The organism is Vogesella perlucida (genome assembly GCF_979366545.1).
Genome location: NZ_CEETRO010000017.1, coordinates 1 through 19,658 on the forward strand (window position 1 = coordinate 1; position 19,658 = coordinate 19,658).

The window sequence follows — 19,658 nt, forward strand, 5'->3', positions numbered from 1 at the left end:
TGCTGCCGTTTGATCTGGACAAAGACACCCTACTGCACCCGGACGGCTTGCATTTGCCTATCCATTTCGATGCATAAGGCATTAAACAGCATGGGTTTGCGCTATGATGTTGGCCTTGAATTCAGGAGGAGTGAAGCATGCTGTTGTTTCATTGAACCAAAAACGCCACCGATGCCTTGAGCAGCCGGTTTTGATCTGTTCCTGAATATAGTCATCTACAGTGTGACGGCGGTGCCTATTTCCAGCCTGTCGAAGCGCTGCTCGTGCTTGCGGGATTTTGCCGGCATGCATGAAACCATGCTTTGCCGGTATACGCTTGGGTCTGAAACCACAACTCTAGCAGGTGCTGGTGCAGACCATGCGTGCAACACACAGACTGCACTGAACGAGGTTTTGGTAACTGTATTTACTGACTGTATGTCGATACTTTTGTGCTAAACGGGCTTCCCACTTCATACCGTATTGAAAGATTCAGGTGAGATTTTATGAGATTTGATGAATTCTGGCGCTATCTTCTACCTAGCCAGCTCCCAGGCGAATGGCAAGCTGGCCAGCCAATAGATCTTTTACCCGCGTTTAGAGCCTGTTACCCCAACTGCATCGACGAGTCCATTCTGGCATTGCAACTTCAGCGCACAAACCATACTGAAAGCTATCACTTTATTAGATTTTCAATTAATGGGATGGTTCAGGAGTTTCCAGTTTGGCCTGTTAGTGAGGACCATGAGGATGGTTATGACTACAGTGATACATCTTGGCTCGAGTATCCGCATGATCTTTTACACCGGCTTTTCGAGTTTGGACGTTACAAGATGCTGCAACAAGTCTTGGAGCTTTTTAAGCCAGACTCTTTTCGGCTTATGGCCGGAATCGCAGAGGGGGCTGAGTTTGCGAGAGCATGGCAGCATGAAACATCTGAGCGTATGTTAGTCGCAAAAATAGACTTTATGCGCGATATTGCAATGAGCTTAGCGGACCAACTATTCAGAGATACTGATCTAGTTCCACTTGTCATTTCGAGACTCGAATCCCAGCCCGCACTTAGTACTATGAATGTCAACTCTAAAACACGATGGGAAGAGATTACGAATGAAATGCATTCTTCATCTCTTCTCCGTGAATGTGTGGTTGACGATGTTTCTGAGGCCGTCTCTGCGGTGTTTTTCCTACAGCCTAGAAGTGTGCAGCTTGCACTGTGGTTTGATGCGGTCGGGAAAGATGCTTTAACAGGAGGTGGGCGAGTACATAACTGGGACGTGCCGAGTGAAGATCTGGACAGTATGAAGCTTTTCGACGTTCATATCTTGATAGATAACCTCACATCAAAAGTGATGAATGCGGCGTTACATTCGTCGGTTGGCGTGAATTAACGATATTGCTCCCTTGCAATGAGAAGATGTAATGACCTACTAAAAACTTGTTTAGGCCATCATTCATTAAGGAGTGCTTGATGGCCACTTTTGATAACTATGGCATAGTGCATCGAGTGCTGGATCACCAAGCACAAAGCCGTGTTGGTGATGGAGATCACTCAAGGCAAGCGCACGTTGGTCGAGGTCTCCCGCGCCGTCGATCAGATGCTCTCCGAGGCCGAAGCCTGGGTCGGGTTCTACCCGCACCAGGCTTTGTGTATGAGGACGCCGGCGATGGCCTATCTTAGCAGCCTGTCTTGTGTAGAAAGTGCTGGGTCATTACACGATGATCAATCACTAAACCAGTCCCCACCTAGTCGAGACAGGGTGGGGACTGGTTCTTTCGAGCAGGATCAAGCTGGTAGTGCCTAGTCCAGCAGCCGCATGGTATTGGCTAATGCCTGGTCGCTGTGCAGTCCACGTTGCTCGCTGTCTGCCAGTGTCAGCTTAGATTCATGCAGTTTACTGCGGGCTTCACTAGCTTTCATTACTCTGCCGACACAGTGCAGGGTGTCGCGATAGCCCTGATCGATCCAGGACGGAATGCGCTGTGGGTCAAAGCCCAGCAGGTCCTTGGCGCCTCCCAATAAGCCATCGTCCCGACTGATACTGCTTTGCGGCCGTATCTCCAGAATGGTGGCGTCTGGGTAGTCATGTCTGCTCCACAGCGAACCATCGCTCAGATGGGTCACAATCAACAGCTGGCAGCCAGCTGCCAGTAATGGGCTGGCCGGTGTATTACCGCTACTGTTCTGCCACCCACCCTGGCCACCGTCGCTATAGCGTTTGCCGCCGATTTCTCGGGTTTGATACAGCAAGGGCAGGGCTGCTGAGGCGAGCAGGGCGTCTCGTTGCTGCTCTTCAGGTAATTTTTGCACGTGTACAAATTCTGAGTCGGGCGTGTTGGCAATGCCCAGTTCGGCGGCTGCCACCCGCAGCAGATCCAAACCTCCGCCCATGCTCTCAAATAGGGAAACATACAAAGGCATGCCGGCAGCCAGGGCCTTGATGTCCAAGAACTGATCCATCATCTGTTGCAATGGCTTGTCACACAGCAGTGCGTCAGGTGCGAGAGGTGCAAACACTGTACCTTTGGTACGTGAGGCCAGCTGCGTTAGCAGACGGCCCCCGGGGCCGGACAGGCCTGCTGCTGCCAGCAGGCTGATGTACGCCATCCGCTGATAAGGGTTTTTGACACTTAGCGGGTTGTTTTCAGCTAGAGCTAACCATAGTTGTTCCAGCCGTTGCGCCCCCTCCTGTAGTGAAGCTGAGCATGCTAGTACCCCGCCATTGAGTGCCCCGATACTGGCGCCAGATACCATGTCGACTTGTGTGCCTAGCTCAGCCAGTGCTTTTACCACGCCAGCCTGGTACGCGCCTTTGGCACCGCCTCCGGACAGTACTAGCCCGGTTTTGAAAGTATTGGTATTCATCTTGCAAGCACCTCTTCGCCAAGTGCTTCAGCTAGCCGGTTGGCGCGCATGATGTGTGGCACTTGCATTGGCAGAGCTTGGGGTTGGCCGCAGCTGGTATGGACGAACGGATGCTGCTCGACACTGTAGTCTTCGGCCAGATAAACCAGCGCTGGCTGGGCATCGGCTAGCTGACGCGCTGGTGACGCCAGCCAGTACTTGGTTTCCAGCCGTTGGTTACCCAAGTCGCGCTGCAGCATGGCGGTGGCACGATCTATCGCTTCTTCAATGAATAGCTGTCGCTGACGGTGGTTCTTGGGGTGGGCTCGGCTGTAATCTCCCAGCACTCCCCAACGCAACTCTTCTAGTGCGGCAAAGCAGCGGCCTGCTGGGGAAAACGTATCAAAGCGCCCGGCCTCCCAGCGATAGAACACGCTATCTAACTGTTTGCTGACACGCTGCTCGAAATCGATGCGGCTCAGCTCATTTTCTATCTTGGTACAGCGCAGATGCAGCTGTTCTGCCAGGTTTTCGAGCTGGTGGCGGGTGGACGCAGCGTGTTGCACTACTCGTGCCAAGTGTTGGTTAAGAGTAGTGACCCTGTCGTTTACCCTGGCGATGGCAAGATTGCTTTCCGCCAGCGACTCTGTCAGGTCGGTCAGCCATTGTAGCGACGCCTCCAAGCCTTGAGCTAAGTTGGCGTTGATCTCCGCCTGGCGGCGGTGGCTACTGCCGGTGAAACCATCGTAGCAGCGGTTGAAAAAGCTGCTTCTGGTTCGTTGCATCTGTAGATGGTCCTGCGTCACATCAATACCGTTGGCAAAATCGACAATGAACTTTTCTGGCAAGCAGGTCAGAGCTTTGCAAATCTCGCTGTCTTTCGTGATAGGGGTATCGGTCATGTCAGGCTCCCTGTTGCAGGATCGGACGCAGATCGGCAGCCAGCTCGTCGCAGTCTGCCATCATTCTGGGCAGGTCTTTTCTGAGGTTGGCAATACTATTGGCCAGCGCTTCTTGTTTGGTTTTGCTGCCTTGTTTGTCACGAATGCCCTGCTGCATGTCGGCGCGGATGTTTTCTACCTTGCTGCGGAAGTTGGCGAAGTAGTCTTGTACCTCGCGCTCCAGCGGTTGCTGTACCAGCATGGTGAGTGACTGGTTGAACTGCTCAAACGTGTGTGCCAGTTCTTTAGTCACGCGCTTGCGGATTTTTGGCAGGTCTATTTCGTAGAATTCCTCTCTGGTTTCGTAATCTTCCCATCCCCAGTCTGAGGTCCCAAACCAACTACACACAGTTCCCCATGCACCTGACTTGCGACGTGACCGGGTAACCATTTTGGACTTTTCCTGCACCATGCTTTCCAGCATTTCCACGCCGGTCATCTGCAAGGAAGGAAAGCGAGGCGTAGGCAAGCGGATTTCCAGATCGAAGCCAGCGCCTGATAGCCGGTCTTTCATGGCTGCAACCAATTTGCCAACCATGTCCCCTACGTTACCCTCGAAGCTCTTGCGGAAATCATCCTGCTGTTGCTGGATGGTCGTAATCAGCGCCTCTTCACCGGATTTCATGATTTTCTCGATGGAGCTGCCAATTCTTTTCAAAAGCTTTTCTGCTTGATCACGATCGCTAAACTTCAACACTTTCTGCTTCGGGTCAAAGTCAGAGCCTTGATCCGATCGCTCTGCAGCCAGGTGCGCCAGCGATCTGAAAACCGTGGAGAGCAGACCTTCACTTTCATGTTTTTTACTTGGCTTCCGTTTTCTTTCTTCGTCCTCTAGCTCTTGCTGCTTTTTTGCGATGACTTGGCCCTCCTTGAAGTATTCCTCCAGGCTTGCTTCCATCTCGGCATAGAGGCGTTGCAGGATGTTTGCCGTGTTACTGTCGATATGCTTCAGCGTGTTATCCGCTAGCTTATTGGCTTCTTTTTCAGCGCCATCAATCTTGTGACTGTCTTCCAGTAGGCCGACAATTTGACGTTGCAGATCTTCTGCATTGCGCGACAAAGCGCTCTCGCGCAGGCTGAGGAAGTTATTCAGCTTTTGGGTGATATCGACCAGTTTCGATGCGGCAGCATCAATAGCGTAGGCTGCAGCCTGGCTATGCGCAGTTTGAATCACACGCTCCATCGGGATGTTGAAAAGTGACTCTTGCCACAGTTCCATGGCGGCGTCGCGCACTTCTTCTACATCATCAATCTTGCTTTCCCAGCGGCGTCCGATTGCCTCTTCGCCAAAGTCCTCTACCCAGGCTTCTTTGGTATGAGGAGGCAGCTTGCCGTGCAGATCAAGCTCGTGCAGGGCGCGATTGGCCAGGTAGGCACGACGGGCCGACACCGGGAAAACGTGAGCCTCATCAATTACCCCTTTCATCAGGGTGCCGGCAACTAGGCGCTTGATAGCCTCTTCACCATCGCCATTACGGTCTTTTTCGTCATATCTGTTGACCAGTGCGTACAAGCGGCCTTGTGCTGTGCTGGCGATGCTTTTCAGCTGTTCGCGTACTTCATCATCGGCATCAGACTTGAGTTGCCCATAGTTCATCACAGCCAGGATGGCGGAGGCTTTGGCCAACTGCTCCTTCATCATGACGCGCAAGTGGGTTTGGCCTGCTTCGTTAGGGCCGGGGGTGTCCAGTAGGGTTAGTCGGCCGCGTGTTTCCGGCATGTGGCGCAAGTGGGCAAATTCCACTTCGATCACCGGCATTTCATGCACTTCATCGTAGTGCTCGAATGGGAAGTCGACCTCCAGTTCTTGGCACAGGCGCACTAGGTCATTCAGGCTTTTCAGGAACCAGAAGATGTTATCGGCCCCCTCGTAGCGGGTACTAAACAGTTTACGTTCCTGGATACGTTGCAACAGTTCGTGCATGTCGGGGTTGTCGGCCAGCGCAGCCGGTGTGTTTGCCACCTCCGATTTGTTAAGCAGTGGTGATAGCTGCGCTAGCAACTGGTTGATTGGACCGTTATTGTCAAACTTCAGCAGCGGTTCAATTTGCTTGGGGGTATGCCGGATCAGGGTGGGTAAGGCAGTCATTGGCCGGTTACGGTTGGGGAGTACTTCCGACCCGATGATCGCGTTGATGGTGGTGGACTTGCCGGCCTTCATGGTGCCGATGACGGCCAGCACCATGTCCAGATTGGCAAGTTTGGTTTTTTCGCCCTGCAGCACTTCGATGTGCTTTGCCAGGGATGCCTGGTCGAAGGTTTGGTTTTCGCCTTGCATAGCGACGGCAACCACGCCTTTTTGTTCGTTCATGTAGTTCAGAAACTGAATGCTCAGGTCCAGCAGGCGATTGGCTTCGGTGCTGAGTACGTCGATAGTTGGTTGTTGCATGTAAAGCTCCAGTGATAGTTGAGCGGCCATTGCGGTTTTCATGCGATGGCGGTGATTCTGGGTGTGTGCAGGTCTATGAGGTACGGTCTTAGGTGGTGCGTTGGCGAGTTACCGTCCAAGCACGCGGCGCAAGGTGTCCGCAATAAGCCCGTTATCCTTCAGGGCTGTGTAGGTCAGTTCGCCATGGCCGCAATTCGGGCAGGTGCGCGGTGGTGCGCTGGTCAAAGCGTCCGAGCGCGGTGTGAATACGGTAGACCAGTGACAGCTTGGGCACTGATAACGGCAGACTGTTGGCGCTATGGGCATGGTGAACTCCTGGCGCAAATGAAAATGGATAGGTGGCTTGTCATCGCTGGCCAGCGTGGGGGCTGCCAAGGTACTCCCGGAGCTGCTGCTCCAACGCGGTTTGCCAACTGGCAGGGTTCAGAATGCGCACATGCGGCAGCCAGGCGCGTACCACTGGGAATAGTTGATTCTGATGGGCAAACTTTCCGCTGAGCATCAAGCTGCCGTCGGCGAGTTCTTTGATGATTTCTTGCTGGGCAATCAGATTGCGGCGCCGAAAGTACGACGCTACGGCGGACGATACCGACAGCACGACTTCTGTCTTGTTGCTGTTGAGCCAGATGCTGTCTTCTGTCTCCAGCATGCTGCTGATCTGGTTGTCGGTCTTGAACTGCTGTGCAGTGAGGTTGAGAGCACTCATCTTGCTGAAGGAGTACGCTTTGATCTGGCCCTGGTTGCAGGCGGCCAGATACCAGATGCCGGCATGGTTAATCAGCTTGTAAGGTTCGGCTTCTACCTGCTTTTTACCTTCCGGCTTTTGGTACTGAAAAGACAGGCAGCGCTGTTGGTGAATGGCCTGTTGAATAGTGCGAAAGTCGGCCATCCGGTATCGCAGGTCTTCGTAGTGGTTATCGTGTACTTGAAAAGAGTGCTCTATGCGGTTATCAAACCACTCACGGATAAATTGGCTATCCAGGCCCGGAAACATGCCGTTCAAACCAGCGAGGCTGGCAAAGCGGGTGATGTCACCAAGCTTGATGCGACCTAGACAATCGTCGTGCAGGCGGTAGTCATTTCCGTCTTTTTCTAGCTGCAGGAATGACAACCGCTCTAGCAAGTCACGCTGGATGGTTCGAATGCTAACGTTGAATTCTGCGGCCAACTCGTGGATGGAAACTTGCTCGCCATAGTTCAGCTTGCGCAAAATTGCGGCAAGGCGTGTGGCTAACATTTCGTGATTTTTCGATGACATTAACGTCCCCTTTGTCATTTTTTAATGTTAACACAGGGCTGTGACAGGTCATGTCATCTACATGGGATATTTATTGTGATTGCCTCCTTGGCGGAGACTGCCTGTTAGCAAAGGCGGGTTGTATGTGGAAGGGGTTTGAATCTCATCAGGTCGGCGATGAGTAGCGATGTTGTGGTGCTACCATCTCACTTGACCAAAATGAAGGCACGTTCCATGACCTACGAAAAAGAAATCATCACGTCCCCCTTGCAACAGTACTTCCGCGAGAACGGCAAAACAGTAGAAGTATGCATCTATCGATTGCCAGACACAGGTTGGACGCTGGAGATCGTAGATGAGTACAACAACTCAACAGTCTACGATGATGAATTTGCTACTGATGAAGCAGCACTGGCGTTGTTCTTGGCCGAAGTAGAGGCGGAGGGCATCGAGGCCTTTATCGGCCCCGTGCCTGGCTCCTTGCTGCACTAGATTGCTCAGCCTTCTCCCGTCACAAAATCCGCCCAGCGTTCCATTAGCCGCCTACGCTCGTCCAGATACTGGGCGTGGTTGTAGGTGGCTTTCATTTTGTTTTCTTTTGCGTCCGCCAGCTGCATTTCAATTAGTTGTGACGGGTAGCCTTGCCCGTGCAGGTGGGGGCTTCCAGGGCAATCATCACCTTGCGCAGTGTGGCTTCAGACATGGCTTCGCTGGGCATGCGCTGGTTGGGTAAGCCGTATAGTTCAAGCAGGCGTATCGACTGGAATGCTGTTGTCTGTTTGCTTTGTAGCTGCACTTTTTTGTCAGAGATTTACTTGTTTAGGAACAGTGGATTGTAAGTTCTTCGTGGATGGCCGCAGACGTGGCTAGATGTACTCCATACTTCTTTGTGAAGAACCAAAAAAAGCCCGCTTTGTGGGCGGGCTATCAAAGGAGGGTGAGAAAACTCGGTTGCTACAGCGTGACGGCCTCGTTGCTGCGGAAGGCTTGGGTAATGGCCAGACCTATGCGGGTGGCTTCGCGTGCGTCCTCCAGCGTCACCGGGGATGGACGATCGTGACGGATGGTGTCGACAAATACTTGCGCTTCGGTGACGAAAGCATCGGCAAAGCGCTGGTAGAAATCCTGCACGCAGGTATTGCGGATGCCGCTGGCGTCGCTGATCTCCACGCGATCGGCACGCGGGTTGGCTCCCACACTCAGGCGACCTGCGGTGGCAAAGATTTCGGTGAGGGTTTCGTGGCCGTGGGCCAGCGTGCGTGAAGCAAAAAAGCAGGCCAGCTGTCCTCCTTCGAACTCGCACATAGCAATGCCGTTGTCCACGTCCTGATATTCGGCCAGCGCTGGGTGCAAGGCATTGGTGCCGGTAGCCCAGACGCGCTTGGGTTTGGGGTTGCCCAGCAGCCATCGCGCCAGGTCGATGTCGTGGATGCTGCAATCAAGAAAAATGCCGCCGCTGCTGCCGGAAAAACGCACGAAGAAGCCGGACTCGTCGTTCTTGTCACAGGTTTGCGAGCGCACCATATACGGGTGGCCCAGCTCGCCTGCGGTCAGTAGCGAGGCCGCATTGCGGTAGCTGGCGTCGAAGCGGCGCACGAAGCCGATCATCACTTTCAGCTGCGGATGGCGGCATGCCTCTTCTTCCACGGCCAGGCAGTCTTCTACATTCAGCGCTAGCGGCTTTTCGCAGAACACGTGCTTGCCGGCGCGCAGGGCGGCAATGATCTGATCTGCGTGCAGCGAAGTGGGGGTAACCAGAAACACGGCATCCACTTGCGAGTCTTGTAGCAGCGCATCGTAATCGCTGTACAAGGTGCAGCCGGGCAGGGCGGTGGCAGCCCAGTCGCGCTCTTCTGCCAGCGGGCTGCAGGCGGCTTGCAGCCATGCGCCCTGGGTGTGTTGCAGGTTGGCCGCATGGCGGCGACCCAGTCGGCCGAGGCCGACAATGCCGATACGTACTGTGCTCATGGGTTATTCCGTCGGGTTGCCGCTGCTGCGCTGCGTGCCCGTATACCGTTCCTATCGTCCGGTGGGCGGCATGCAGGCCGCGCCGGTACCCGGCAGGCGGGCGGCGCAGCGCAACAGTGTTGGCAAGGGTTACAGGGTAATGGCGCGGCCTTCTTGCCAGGATCGGGTGGCGGCATCGGCCAGCTCCAGCGCTTTCACGCCGTCCTGTACCGTGGTGCGCGGCGCTTCGCCCTGGGTAATCACGCGGAAGAAGTGCGCCATTTCGCCTGCGTAGGCGGCCTGGTAGCGTTCCAGGAAGAAGTGCTGTGGCAAGTCGGTGCTGACCTGCTGGCTACCGTAGGCGGTAACTTCGGTGGGGCGGTGGTTGCCGGCTTGCAGCATGCCGTTGCTGCCCAGCACTTCAAAGCGCTGGTCATAGCCGTAGGCGGCGCGGCGGCTGGTGTTGATCTGGCACAGGCGGCCACTGCGGGTGCGCAGGGTAACTGCGGTGCAGTCGGCATCGCCGGCGTCGGCAATGGCCGGGTCGGTCAGCACGCTGGCGCTGGCGTGCACGGCCACCACTTCGTCATCGAGAATCCAGCGGCAGATATCGAAGTCGTGAATCAGCATGTCCTTGAAGATGCCGCCGGAGCGTTTGATGTAGTCCACCGGCGGGGCACCCGGGTCGCGGCTGGTGACCACCAGCATTTCCGGGGTGCCGATTTCGCCGGCCTCGATGCGGGCTTTTACTGCGGCAAAGGTGGGGTCGTAGCGACGCTGGAAGCCGATGACGCACGGTACGCCGGCCTGGGCGACCGCCGCTGCGCAGTCGCGGGCGCGGGCCAGGTCGAGGTCGACCGGTTTTTCGCAGAAGATAGCCTTGCCGGCGGCAGCGGCACGCAGGATCAGTTCGGCGTGTGTGTCGGTACTACTGGCAATGACCACGGCGCCAACACTGCCATCGCCGAGTGCGGTATCGGTATCGCTGACGGTGGCGCCGTATTGTTCTGCCAATGCCTGGGCCGAAGGCGCATGGGTATCCACCACGTACTTCAGGCGCACGCCTTGGTGGGCAAACAGGTTGGCCGCATGGATCTTGCCGATGCGACCGGCGCCAAACAGGGCTACTTCAATCATGGTGCTCTCCGGGTCGGGGTTTGTTATGCCAGTCTGTCGCGGTGTGTGCTGGCCGCTTGACCGTTGAGCACAGTATATTGTTAGAAATTAATTTCTCAAATATAAATTCAAAAGAAAATATTGTTCAATGCATTGCTGTGCGCTGGCTGCAACAGCAAGCCGTACCCGGTTGGCACTGACAGTGAAAGCCCCCCGGGTACGGCCTGTCTGACCAGCTAGCTTAGCCGTAGAAGGCCGGGCGCGGTGGCATGGTGATAGCCTCCACGCCACGAGTTTCCTGGGCTTTCACGCAGGCATCGGCAGCCACGGCAGCGGCAAAACCGTCCCAGGCCGATGGGCCGGTGAGGGCACCATCACGTACGCCGTTGATGAAAGCTTGCAGTTCCACGTCGTAGGCATCAATAAAGCGCTGCTTCCAGTCGGTGAGGATGGTGGTGCCCAGGCGGGCATCGCTGCGCATCAGTACGCTGGCGGGCTCCGGCAGGTTGGCCACACCGCTCTCACCTACCACGCTGCACTGGATGTCGTAGCCGTACTGGCAGTTGACGAAGATTTCCACGTCGATGCGCACACCCTTGACTGTTTCCAGCAGCACGATCTGCGGGTCTGCCAGATGGCTAGCGGCGTGACTGGTCTTGCGCGGGTAAACAACCTGGGCGGAGACGTAGTCGTCATCCAGCAGCCAGCGCAGCACGTCCAGTTCGTGAATCAGCGTATCAGTAATGGCCATCGGGGTGGTGTAGCTGTCGCCAACACTGGGGTTGCGGTGGGCGCAGTGCAGCATCAGCGGCTCACCGATCTTGCCGCTGGTGATCACATCTTTCAGGGCGCGGTAGCCAGCATCGTAGGGGCGCATGAAGCCTACTTGTACCAGCCGTTTGCCGTATGCTATTTCAGCTTCTACGATGCGTTGGCAGCCTTCTGCGGTAACAGCCAGCGGTTTTTCGCAGAATACCGGCTTGCCTTTAGCGATGGCGGCCAATACGAACTCTTCGTGCGTCGGCCCCCAAGAGGTCACCAGTACAGCCTCTACTGCCGGGTCGGCAACCAGTGCGTGCGCATCGGTATGGACGATGGCGTCCAGCTGGTAACGGGCCACGGTATCACGGGCCTGCTGTGCATTGATGTCGTTGACGGCTACCACGCGGGCGCCGGACAGGGTTTGGCTCAGGCGGCGGATGTGGTCTTGGCCGATAGCGCCGGTACCGATTACACCAATTTTAAGGGTCATGTTGTTTTCCTTGTCTCTGTGTTGTCAGGGTTGGCCGCAGTAAGCGGCCGGACGTGGGTTCAGGCGAGTGACTGGCGGATAAATGCCATGCTGCGTTGGAGAAGAGCTTCGCTATCGCTGGCTTCCATGATGTCGGCGGCAAACGGCTCGAACGACACTACTCCGTCGTAGCCGCGTGACAGCAGTGTTTGCAGCTGGCGGATATTGCCCAGGCGGTCGGCTTCGCCTACCAGTACGCGGTGGCCGTCACGCATTTGGTTGCTGGCCAGCTCGGTAGACTCCACGCCGGAGATATGCACCAGGCCCGTCAGTTCGGGAAAGAAGATGTCTTCGCCGGACAGGTGATGATGGAAGGTGTCGTGTACTAGGCGGTAGTGGCGCTCGCCAGCAGCATCAAAGATGGCTTTTACGGCATCAGACTTGCGACGCAGAGAGCACTCCTCGAAGCCTAGCGGCTCGACCAGCCCGGTAATGCCGTGGTCGTCAAGAATGGGGCGCAGCTGTTTCAGCGCGTGCACCAGGTCGCTGTAGCGGTCGCTGGCGGTACGCTTGTCTTCGCGGCTGTTCAGCGGGCACATCACCAGGGCTTCGGCACCGCAGTCACGGGCGTAGGCAGCCAGCTTGCGGGCATGAGCCTCGAGGGCGCTGTCGAATACATCAAACGGGTACAGCGCATTGATGGAACGGATGCGGATGCCGGCAGCACTGGCGGCCTCACGGATGGCCGCCGGGTCGGTGCCATCGCTGATCTCCACACCTTGCAGGTCGTTGCGGATTTCGATGGTGCTGACGCCCAGGCGCTGGCACATAGCCAGATAGTCGGTAAACGACAGGCGCGGAGCGCTGATGCGATTGATGGCAAAGTTGAGCTGAGTCATGGGCTAAGTCTCCAGAGGGGGTGAGGGGGTGTCAGCGGGCGTGACGGTTCAGGTATTGCTGAATTTGCTGGCGCATGAAGCGGCCGGATTCGTCGGCGCGCTCTTCCCAGGCAAACACGCAGGACGACAGCACGCCGTCGAAGCCGATGTCTGCCAGGGTGGCAAAGAAGGTATCCCAGTCGATTTCCCCTTGGCCGATGTCCAGGTGCTGGTGCACACGGATGTGGCTGGAGCCAGGCGGGTTGACGATATAGCGCAGCTGGGAGCTGGCTTTATGGTTGAAAGTGTCGGCCACGCGGACGTGTGCCAGCAGAGGAGCCGCTTCGCGTAGTTGTCCCGCCAGGTCGTCGCCGTAGTAGAAAGTATGTGGTGCGATATAGCTGATTTTCAGCGCGCTGGATCCGATGTTCTTGACGATGTCGATGGCAGGTTGCAGCTGTTCCACCCAGTCTTCTGGGTGAGGCTCTACTGACAGCGTGATACCTTCACGTTCAAAGATGGGCAGTAGCTCGTCCATGGAGCGAAACCACGCCGCTTCGCACAGCTCGCGGGTGTTGGCACCTGGCCGTTCGCCGACCGATCGTTCGGGCGAGGCACCCCGGCCGAATTCGCTGATCATCAGCGGGCATTCCATCTCGATGGCGACTTCGATGGCTTTCTTCCAGCAGCGCATGGCCCATTCGCGCTCGTCTTCAAATGGGCTGGCCCAGCGGTACATGGGTTGCAAGCTAGCCAGTCCGACCTGATGCTGTCGTAGTGCCTGCTTGAATGCTGCCATGCGGTCACGGGTGGCGCGTGGGTAGACCCACCAGTCGAGAAAGTCAGCACGGGGCGACAGTTCGATCTGGTCGTAACCCAGTTCGGCCGTTTTGGCTACCAGATCTGGCAGGGCCAGATGGCGGTGCATGTAAGGGTCGAGGGCAATCTTCATGATGTGTCTCCTGGTGTGTGCGGCTTATGTTGCTGTCTTGCCGTTGCCAGCTAATCTAGGCGTGGAAAGACACACGCGCTGCTGGTGTTTTGACGATATTTCGTCAAAATGGCGGAATGGCCCTGCTCAGGCCTGCCGTGCCGCTGTTGGTGGTAGGCGTGAATGACTGTGAAAAGGAGACCGCATTTGACTTCCTCAGCACGTCGCAAACGCTCAGCGCGTTTCAGCGATATTGCTGACGCCGCTGGCGTCAGCATCACGACGGTCGACCGTGTACTGAATGAGCGTGGCAGTGTGTCGCGTAAGGCACGTGAAAAAGTGGTGGCAGCTGCTCGCGAGTTGGGTATCCCCCGGCTATTGCCCGAGGTGGATACCGGTTTACTACACGTGGATATCGTGCTGCCGGACAACCGCTCGCCGTTTTTCCGGCGCCTCGGCCAGGCCTTTCAGCGCATCGTTGCCATGCTGGACCGCCGTCTGGTGGTACACCGCTTCAGCGTGCCCGACAACGATGAGGCAGCACTGTTGCGCATACTGGCACCGCGCCGCTATCCGCGGCGGGCGCTGATCGTGGCAGCCCCCGACTCTGAGGCCAGCCGACAGGCGTTGCATCAGGCACAGCTGCGCGGTGAGCATGTGGTGATGGTGGTGACTCGGGTAGAGGCCTTGCCCGAGGCTGCCTACGTCGGCATCGACAACTACGCGGCGGGGCGCACCGCTGGCCACTTGATCGGACGCTATTGTCCGCAGGGTGGCCGTGTGCTGATTCTCAGCAGCCGCCGCGACTACCGTGGTCACCGTGAACGTAGCCAGGGCTGCCGCGATGCGCTGGCTGGCCAGTCACACCTGCTGTGCGATGCTGTGAGCCGGGAAACACGAGACGACCCTGACCAGTGCTATTTGGCGCTCAGCGACGCCTTCCGCCGCGGTGAAGGCATTGCGGCCATCTACAACACCGGTGCAGGCTCCCCCGGCGTGGTAGCGGCACTGCGGCGCTTTGTGGCGCACAAGGTGTGCTGGATTACCCATGAGCTGTCTGACGATCATCGGCAGTACATGCAGGAGGGACTACTGGATGTAGTGATTGACCAGGACCCGGATACACAGGCACTGCGTGCCATCCAGCATGTGCTGGCGGCGCTGGGGATGGCACCACCCGCACCTGGAAACGAGCAGGGGGGCGAGTTCCGCCTGTACGTGCCGGAGAATATGCGAGGCGAGCGTTATCTTGCCGAATAAGCAACGGAAAATAATTTCCGCAAAATTAAAAATAAGAAAATAATTTGCAATTTGGGCGGCTTCCTATATCGTGAACGGGTAGCCGCCGGTATGCGCACGCTTGGCCGCACACCGGGCAACACAGGACAAGGAGACAAAAGTGAAAACGATACGCTTGACCGTAGCCCAGGCGCTGGTGCGCTATCTGGCTGCGCAATATGTGGAAGACGAACATGGCCACCGCGAGCGCCTGTTCGGCGGTGTATGGGCCATCTTCGGCCACGGCAACGTAGCCGGTCTCGGCGAGGCGCTGCACGCCATGCGTGAGCAACTACCTACCTTCCGAGCCCACAACGAGCAGGGCATGGCGCTGGCGGCCACTGCTTACGCCAAAGCGCACTTCCGCCGTCGCATGATGGCAGTCAGTACCTCCATTGGACCCGGATGTACCAATCTGGTCACGGCGGCAGGGGTGGCACATGTCAACCGCTTGCCCATGCTGCTGCTGCCGGGTGACATCTTTGTCAGCCGTGCACCGGACCCGGTGTTGCAGCAAGTGGAAGATTTCCACGACGGCGGCGTATCGGCCGTAGATACCCTGCGCCCGGTATCACGCTATTTCGATCGTATCGTGGTGCCCGATCAGCTGCTAACGGCACTGCCGCGTGCCATCGCCTATCTGACCGACCCGGCGCTGTGCGGCCCGGTGACGCTGGCGCTGCCGCAAGATGTACAGGCGCAGGCCTTCGATTGGCCGCTGGCTTTCTTTGATGAGCGAGTGGTGCGTTTCCGCCAGCCACCGCCAGAAGATGCCGAAATCCAGGCCTTGGCAGCTATCCTGCGCGATGCCAAACGCCCGATGATCGTCACGGGCGGCGGCGTGCTGTATAGCGAAGGTGGTCCGGCCGCGCTACAGGCATTTGCCGAGCGGCACGGTATTCCGGTTGGCGAGAGCCAGGCCGGCAAGGGTGCACTGTCATGGCAGCACTCGCTGCTGGCCGGATCGGTGGGGGTAACTGGCAGCCCGGCGGCCAATGCGCTAGCCGGGGATGCCGATGTGGTGCTGGCTGTAGGCACGCGTTTGCAGGATTTCACTACTGGCTCGCACGCGCTGTACGCTGGGGCGAAGCTGCTCTCGATCAACGTCAATACTTTCGATGCGATCAAGTGGGGTGGGGTCAGTGCCCAGGCCGACGCGCGTGCCGGCCTAGCCGCCTTGTCTGCCGCGCTGGGCGACTGGCGTGTCGATAGCGGTTGGCAAGCGCAGGCCACCCGGCTGTGTGACGCCTGGCGCCGTCAGGTCAGCGAGATCGTTGTCAGTCCACGTGCAGCGTTGCCCACCTACGCCGAAGCCATCGGCGCGGTGCAGGCGTCTGCGGCCAACTCCTGCGATAACGATATCGTGGTGTGCGCGGCCGGTACCTTGCCGGCCGAGCTGCACAAGCTGTGGCGTACCAGCCGTCCGGGTGGCTATCACATGGAATACGGCTACTCGTGCATGGGTTACGAGGTGGCCGGTGCATTGGGGGTGAAAATGGCCCGGCCAGAGCGCGAGGTGATCGTGATGGTGGGCGATGGTAGCTACATGATGCTCAATAACGAGCTGGCCACTTCGGTGATGCTGGGGCAAAAGTTGATCGTGGTGCTACTGGATAATGCCGGTTACGCCTGCATCAACCGTCTGCAACAGGCTTGCGGCGGTGCCGAGTTCAACAATATGTACAAGGATTGCCTCACCGGGCCGGATGGTGCGCCAGATATCGATTTTGCGCTCAATGCCCGTTCGCTGGGCGCCGAAGCAGAGACCGTGCACAGTGTGGTCGAACTGGAAGCAGCGATGCATCGCGCCCGCGCCGCCAGCCGCAGTTACCTGATCAGCCTGCGTATCGACGGCCCACAGTGCACGCCGGAAGGGGGCACTTGGTGGCAGGTCGGCATTCCGGAGGTGTCTAACCGTAGCCAAGTGGGAGAAGCCCTGGCACGTCACCAGCAAGCGGCCCTACGCCAGCGTCGCTGAGGCCATCTTACTCTTCCTCACCAAGGCCGCTATTGCGGCCTTTTTTTATGCCCATGAACTGAAAATGGTTAAGTGAGCACTGGCAGTACCTGTCAGGTGTTGTCTGTCGTTCTGTCGCTAAGCTTGTGATTGGAAAGCAAAATTTGCTGCATTGCAGCAACCGGAAAGGCTGTTGCAAGTTTGTGGAAATAAATTTCTACATAAAAAAATCAGTGAAATTTTATTTGCAATTTGTGGCGGCTGCTCTTATCTTAGCCATACGGATTCGCATGGCTCACCGCGCAGTAGCGCCTGCCGTCGCACCGACTTACACAACAAGGAGAGACACCGATGAAACGCATGACCAAGTTTGCTGGTTCCCTGGTTTTCCTGTCCCTGACCGCCGCAGCCATGCCGGCTTCTGCCGCCAAGATCGGCGTTACCATGTCTGCCTTCGACGACAACTTCCTGACTGTGGTGCGCAATAGCATGAAAACCCATGCGGCCAGTCAGAAAGATGTAAGCATCCAGTTTGAGGATGCGCAGAATGACATCGGCAAACAGCTTTCGCAAGTCCAGAACTTTATTGCCCAGAAAGTGGACGCCATCGTAGTGAACGTTGTGGACACCGAAGTGACCCCGAAAATCAGCAAGATGGCTAGCGCAGCAGGCATTCCTCTGGTGTATGTCAACCGCCTGCCTGCCGACCGTGTGCTACCTGCCAAGGTGGCATTCGTGGGTTCCAACGAGCTGGAGTCGGGCACTCTGCAGATGAAAGAGGTATGTCGTCTGATGGGTGGCAAGGGCAATATCGTGGTGATGATGGGTGACCTTTCCAACCAGGCAGCGCGTCAACGCACCAAAGACGTTGAAGACGTTATTGCCACCCCTGCATGCAAGGGCATCAAGATCGTCGAGAAGCAGACCGCAAAATGGTCGCGGACCGAAGGGCGTGACTTGATGATGAACTGGCTGAGTGCTGGTGTGAAATTTGACGCCGTTGTGTCTAACAACGACGAGATGGCACTAGGCGCAATCCAAGCATTGAAGGCGGCAAAGCGTAACAACGTGATCGTAGCCGGTGTCGATGCTACCCGTGATGCGCTCACAGCCATGAAGAATGGCGAGTTGAAAGTGACTGTATTCCAGAATGGCGCAGGCCAGGGTCGTGGTGCCATCGATGTGGCATTGAAACTGTCCAAGGGCGAGAAAGTGCCTCCGATGAACTACATTCCGTTCGAACTGGTGACGCCAGCTAACCTGAAGACTTACGAAGCTCGTAACTAAGTGTGACCCACCCACGGCCGTTTCCAGCCCCTGTGGGGTCGGAAACGGCCAGCAATAAGGATGACGAGCCATGCTGAGTCTGGCCCCCGAAAAAGTGACGCCCACCCAAGCTGCGCCGCAGAAGGCGACAGTAGTGCCGCTGATCGAAGTGAAAGGCGTGCGCAAGGAGTTTCCGGGTGTGGTGGCACTGGATGATGCTTCGTTCTGCTTGCGTCATGGTACCGTCCATGCCCTGATGGGTGAAAATGGTGCGGGCAAGTCCACACTGATGAAGATTCTTGCTGGCGTACAGCCACCCGACAAAGGTGTGTTTCGCCTCAATGGCAAGGATGTTGCTCTAGCCTCGCCACTGGACGCCCTGGAAAAAGGCATCGCCATGATCCATCAGGAACTGAACCTGATGCCTTACATGACCGTGGCCGAAAATATCTGGATCCGTCGCGAGCCACTGGGCCGCTTTGGCCTGATCGACCACGGCCGCATGGCCGATATGACTCGCCAGCTGCTGACCGAACTGGCCATCGATATTGACCCGGAAAGCCTGGTGCGTGACCTGAGCATTTCCGAACGCCAGATGGTGGAGATTGCCAAGGCCGTGTCGTACAACTCTGATGTGCTGATCATGGATGAGCCGACCTCTGCGCTGACTGAGCACGAGGTAGCTCACCTGTTCCGGATCATCAAATCACTGCGTGCCCAGGGTAAGGGCATTATTTACATCACTCACAAAATGAACGAACTGTCGGAAATCGCCGACGAAGTCACCATCTTCCGTGACGGTCGCTACATCGGCTGCATGCAGACCGAACGGCTGGACCGCGACGAGATCATTCGCATGATGGTTGGCCGCGAAGTTGGCGACATGTTCCCGAAGGAAACTGCGCAGATCGGCGAGGTGGTGATGTCGGTGCAGAACCTGACGCTGGATGGCGTATTCCACGATGTTAGTTTCGAGCTGCGCAGCGGCGAGATTCTCGGTGTGGCCGGGCTGATCGGCTCTGGCCGCAGTAATGTGGCGGAAACGCTTTTTGGTGTCACTCCAGCTAGCAGTGGCAGCATCAACTTGTTCGGCAAGCCAGTGGTTATGAGCTCGCCCAAAGTCGCCATGTCGCATGGCATGGCGTTCCTGACTGAAGACCGCAAAGACACCGGGTGTTTCCTCAAGTTGAGCATCCAGGAAAACATGCAGATCTCGGTGCTGGGTGGCGACAACGTGCAGGCAGGTTTTGTGCGCCAGTCTGCCCTGAGCAGTGTGTGCGAAGAGATGTCCGCTACGCTGCGGGTGAAGGCGCCAGGCCTGTACGAGCGGGTGGAAAATTTGTCTGGCGGTAACCAGCAGAAAGTGCTGATTGGCCGCTGGCTGCTGACCAACCCGCGCATCCTGATTCTAGATGAACCCACCCGTGGCATTGATGTGGGCGCCAAGGCAGAAATCCATCGGCTGATTTCTCGCTTGGCCTGCCAGGGTGTGGCCGTGATCATGATTTCGTCCGAGCTACCCGAGGTACTGGGTATGAGCGACCGCGTGATGGTGATGCATGAGGGCAGGGTAACCGGCATCTTGGACCGCAGTGAGGCAGACCAGGTTCGCATTATGCAACTGGCGTCACACTGAGCACTGACAAAAAACACAGAGAGACAG

At 56.9% G+C, this 19,658-nt stretch carries 15 protein-coding genes; 6 read left to right on the forward strand and 9 right to left on the reverse strand.

All coding sequences use genetic code 11. The features are described from left to right. Positions 1–485: 485 nt before the first annotated feature. Positions 486–1,370: a hypothetical protein gene (locus tag ACZ9XP_RS17250; RefSeq protein WP_465188876.1), complete on the forward strand. Its 885-nt coding sequence runs from the start codon at positions 486–488 to the stop codon at positions 1,368–1,370. Between the two features lie 410 nt (positions 1,371–1,780). Here ACZ9XP_RS17250 and ACZ9XP_RS17255 read toward each other — a convergent pair whose 3' ends face one another. The 4 genes from ACZ9XP_RS17255 to ACZ9XP_RS17270 form a co-directional block, all read right to left on the reverse strand. Beyond that, positions 1,781–2,845, reverse strand: a complete 1,065-nt coding sequence (locus ACZ9XP_RS17255; protein ID WP_465188877.1) for a patatin-like phospholipase family protein — start codon at positions 2,843–2,845, stop codon at positions 1,781–1,783. Next, positions 2,842–3,726, reverse strand: coding sequence for a diguanylate cyclase regulator RdcB family protein (locus ACZ9XP_RS17260; protein ID WP_465188878.1), 885 nt, complete (start codon positions 3,724–3,726; stop codon positions 2,842–2,844). Before ACZ9XP_RS17260 ends, ACZ9XP_RS17255 begins: the two co-directional genes overlap by 4 nt. A 1-nt stretch (position 3,727) precedes the next feature. Further along, complete coding sequence (locus ACZ9XP_RS17265) at positions 3,728–6,154, reverse strand: dynamin family protein (RefSeq protein WP_465188879.1); 2,427 nt, start codon at positions 6,152–6,154, stop codon at positions 3,728–3,730. A gap of 346 nt (positions 6,155–6,500) precedes the next feature. Beyond that, the gene (locus ACZ9XP_RS17270; RefSeq protein ID WP_465188880.1) at positions 6,501–7,412 is read right to left on the reverse strand and encodes a helix-turn-helix transcriptional regulator; all 912 of its coding nucleotides are present in this window, start codon (positions 7,410–7,412) and stop codon (positions 6,501–6,503) included. A 213-nt stretch (positions 7,413–7,625) separates the two neighbouring features. On the opposite strand from ACZ9XP_RS17270, the gene ACZ9XP_RS17275 reads away from it, so the two are divergent. After that, a complete protein-coding gene (locus ACZ9XP_RS17275; RefSeq protein ID WP_465188881.1) occupies positions 7,626–7,883 on the forward strand; it encodes a hypothetical protein in 258 nt (85 codons plus the stop codon). Between the two features lie 462 nt (positions 7,884–8,345). Here ACZ9XP_RS17275 and ACZ9XP_RS17280 read toward each other — a convergent pair whose 3' ends face one another. The 5 genes from ACZ9XP_RS17280 to ACZ9XP_RS17300 form a co-directional block, all read right to left on the reverse strand. Beyond that, positions 8,346–9,359, reverse strand: a complete 1,014-nt coding sequence (locus ACZ9XP_RS17280; RefSeq protein ID WP_465188882.1) for a Gfo/Idh/MocA family oxidoreductase — start codon at positions 9,357–9,359, stop codon at positions 8,346–8,348. A 129-nt stretch (positions 9,360–9,488) separates the two neighbouring features. Further along, positions 9,489–10,475 carry an inositol 2-dehydrogenase gene (gene iolG, locus ACZ9XP_RS17285; protein ID WP_465188883.1) on the reverse strand — a complete coding sequence of 329 codons (987 nt, stop codon included), beginning with the start codon at positions 10,473–10,475 and terminating at the stop codon, positions 9,489–9,491. Between the two features lie 220 nt (positions 10,476–10,695). Then, positions 10,696–11,706, reverse strand: coding sequence for a bifunctional inositol 2-dehydrogenase/D-chiro-inositol 1-dehydrogenase (gene iolG / locus ACZ9XP_RS17290; RefSeq protein WP_465188884.1), 1,011 nt, complete (start codon positions 11,704–11,706; stop codon positions 10,696–10,698). Positions 11,707–11,765: 59 nt separating this feature from the next. Beyond that, complete coding sequence (locus ACZ9XP_RS17295; protein WP_465188885.1) at positions 11,766–12,584, reverse strand: TIM barrel protein; 819 nt, start codon at positions 12,582–12,584, stop codon at positions 11,766–11,768. A gap of 31 nt (positions 12,585–12,615) precedes the next feature. Next, positions 12,616–13,515, reverse strand: coding sequence for a sugar phosphate isomerase/epimerase family protein (locus tag ACZ9XP_RS17300; RefSeq protein ID WP_465188886.1), 900 nt, complete (start codon positions 13,513–13,515; stop codon positions 12,616–12,618). A 186-nt stretch (positions 13,516–13,701) separates the two neighbouring features. Here ACZ9XP_RS17300 and ACZ9XP_RS17305 point away from each other — a divergent pair, with 186 nt between their 5' ends. The 4 genes from ACZ9XP_RS17305 (at position 13,702) to ACZ9XP_RS17320 (ending at position 19,631) form a co-directional block, all read left to right on the forward strand. After that, positions 13,702–14,754 carry a LacI family DNA-binding transcriptional regulator gene (locus ACZ9XP_RS17305; protein ID WP_465188887.1) on the forward strand — a complete coding sequence of 351 codons (1,053 nt, stop codon included), beginning with the start codon at positions 13,702–13,704 and terminating at the stop codon, positions 14,752–14,754. A gap of 139 nt (positions 14,755–14,893) precedes the next feature. Continuing rightward, positions 14,894–16,750: a 3D-(3,5/4)-trihydroxycyclohexane-1,2-dione acylhydrolase (decyclizing) gene (gene iolD / locus ACZ9XP_RS17310; RefSeq protein ID WP_465188888.1), complete on the forward strand. Its 1,857-nt coding sequence runs from the start codon at positions 14,894–14,896 to the stop codon at positions 16,748–16,750. A gap of 330 nt (positions 16,751–17,080) precedes the next feature. Continuing rightward, entirely contained in the window at positions 17,081–18,016 is a 936-nt protein-coding gene (locus tag ACZ9XP_RS17315) for a sugar ABC transporter substrate-binding protein (protein WP_147688900.1), read from the forward strand. A 70-nt stretch (positions 18,017–18,086) separates the two neighbouring features. Beyond that, positions 18,087–19,631 carry a sugar ABC transporter ATP-binding protein gene (locus ACZ9XP_RS17320; RefSeq protein ID WP_465188889.1) on the forward strand — a complete coding sequence of 515 codons (1,545 nt, stop codon included), beginning with the start codon at positions 18,087–18,089 and terminating at the stop codon, positions 19,629–19,631. Positions 19,632–19,658 lie beyond the last annotated feature (27 nt).